The organism is Streptomyces sp. SID3212, from assembly GCF_009865405.1.
Classification (GTDB): domain Bacteria; phylum Actinomycetota; class Actinomycetes; order Streptomycetales; family Streptomycetaceae; genus Streptomyces.
This window is the reverse complement of sequence record NZ_WWJY01000379.1, coordinates 1-1,753: the sequence shown is the minus strand read 5'-3', so window position 1 is coordinate 1,753 and position 1,753 is coordinate 1. Positions and strand designations below refer to the sequence as shown.

The window sequence follows — 1,753 nt, the reverse complement described above, 5'->3', positions numbered from 1 at the left end:
CCCCCTCGCTGCCCTCGGTCCTGCTGCGCGACCCGCGGCCCGACGGGCGGTTCGGCGCAGCCGCCGGACTGGCCCTGCCGGTGCTCAACAACCTCTCGCGCAGCGACCACGCGCCGTTCTGGAACCACCGGATCCCCGCGCTGATGCTCACCGGCACCGCGAACTTCCGCAACACCCACTACCACCGGCCCACGGACACCCCCGACACACTGGACTACGAGCGGCTCGCCGCGGTGGCGACGGCGACCGCCGCCACCGCGGCGGCCTGGCCCGGCGAGGCACCGGCCGGCGCCTGACCTCGGGGACGGCGCTGGCCGTTCCTCATCCGGGCAGGGTGAATCCGAGGTCCCTGGCCGCTGTCTCCGGGGTCGGCTGGGACCAGCGGTCGATCAGGTGCGGAGTGGTGGCGAAGGAGCGGGTCTCGGCGAGGTCGAGGTAGAGCGTGCCGCCCAGATGGTCCGTCTCGTGCTGGACGATACGGGCCGGCCACCCCGTGAACTCCTCGTCGAACTCCCGCCCCGTCTCGTCCTGCCCGCGCAGCCTGACCGACTCGGGCCGGGCGACGACGGCCTGGAGCCCGGGGACGCTGAGGCATCCCTCGTAGAAGCCGACCCGCCGGTCGCCGACGGGTTCGTACGACGGATTGACCAGGACGCGGAACGGCTGGGGCACCCGGCCGCGCGTCCGGGCCACCTCCTCCGCCACCTCGGCGGGGTCCTCGATGACGGCGATCCGCAGCGGGATCCCGACCTGCGGCGCCGCCACGCCGACGCCGGGGGCGGCGAGCATCGTCGCGCGCATCGCGTCCACCAGGCGCTGGAGCCGGGCATCGCCGAGCTGCCCTTCGTACGGCACGGCGGGGCGGCGCAGCACGGGGTCGCCGACGTGGACGAGGGGCAGGGGTACGGGGCCGTCGAGAAGTCCGTCGACGAGTTCGGTCAGTGTGGTGTCGATCATGGGTCCACTTTCCCAGACCCGGGCGCCGGGTCCGGCGCGGAGTGCGCCCCGGGCGGGGGCTCCCCCGGCGGTACGAAGGAGAGCAGCGTCGCGGTCAGGAGCAGGCCCGCGGGCAGCACCGGCGCGTACGTGCGCGCCCAGGTCACCAGGATCGCGCTGAGGGCGGCGCCCAGCGGCAGCACGGCGATCAGGACCACGTTCGCCCGCTGGAGCCGTCCCTTCGTGGCGAGTTCGGCCAGGATCCCGGTGAGCGTGCCGGTGAGGTAGGTGGTGGACATGGTGGGGGTGCCGATGACCCGGATCATCCCGCTCTGGCAGCCCATGGCGATGGCGGCGGTGGCGAGCAGGCCCATCTCCGCGCCCCCGGAGGGCCGGCCGCCGACCGCGATCCAGCCGGCCAGGAACCCGCAGAGGAGCAGGGTCTCGACGGCCAGCGCGGCCCGGTGGGGCGCCTTCGCGGGATCGCCGGAGGCGGCGATCCGGCTGCCCAGCAGCACGCCGCACACGAATCCGGCCAGGGCCACGGCCACATGTCCGGTGAGGACGAAGTCGTCGGATCCCACGGACAGTCCGAGCAGGGCGAGATTCGCGGTCATCACACTGGTGAAGACGTCACCGAGGGCCATGAAGCTCAGGGTGTCGACGGCGCCGGTGACCAGGGTCAGTGTCACCACGGTCGCGGACGGCGTGGAGCCCGCGTGCCGGGAGGTGAGCGGGCCGCCCGCCCGGCCGGACCGCGCCTGCGCCGTCACCCGATCTCCCCCTCCGGTCGGACCGCCTCGCGTACGGTCCGGTG

At 74.3% G+C, this 1,753-nt stretch carries 3 protein-coding genes; 1 reads left to right on the top strand and 2 read right to left on the bottom strand.

Annotation, left to right across the window (positions count from 1 at the left end; genetic code table 11):
* A partial coding sequence (locus tag GT042_RS11485; protein ID WP_161308614.1) for a M28 family peptidase occupies positions 1-296 on the top strand: 296 nt, incomplete at its 5' end.
* A gap of 25 nt (positions 297-321) precedes the next feature.
* On the opposite strand, the gene def is transcribed toward GT042_RS11485, so the two are convergent.
* Positions 322-957, bottom strand: coding sequence for a peptide deformylase (def, locus tag GT042_RS11480; RefSeq protein WP_161308613.1), 636 nt, complete (start codon positions 955-957; stop codon positions 322-324).
* The coding region (locus GT042_RS11475) for a YoaK family protein (RefSeq protein ID WP_202532646.1) at positions 954-1,753 on the bottom strand (800 nt) is incomplete at its 5' end. The genes GT042_RS11475 and def, both read right to left, overlap by 4 nt.

Bases quoted from the DNA above. Each gene is read 5' to 3' on its own strand.
- def (WP_161308613.1), bottom strand. From the start codon at position 957: ATGATCGACACCACACTGACCGAACTCGTCGACGGACTTCTCGACGGC.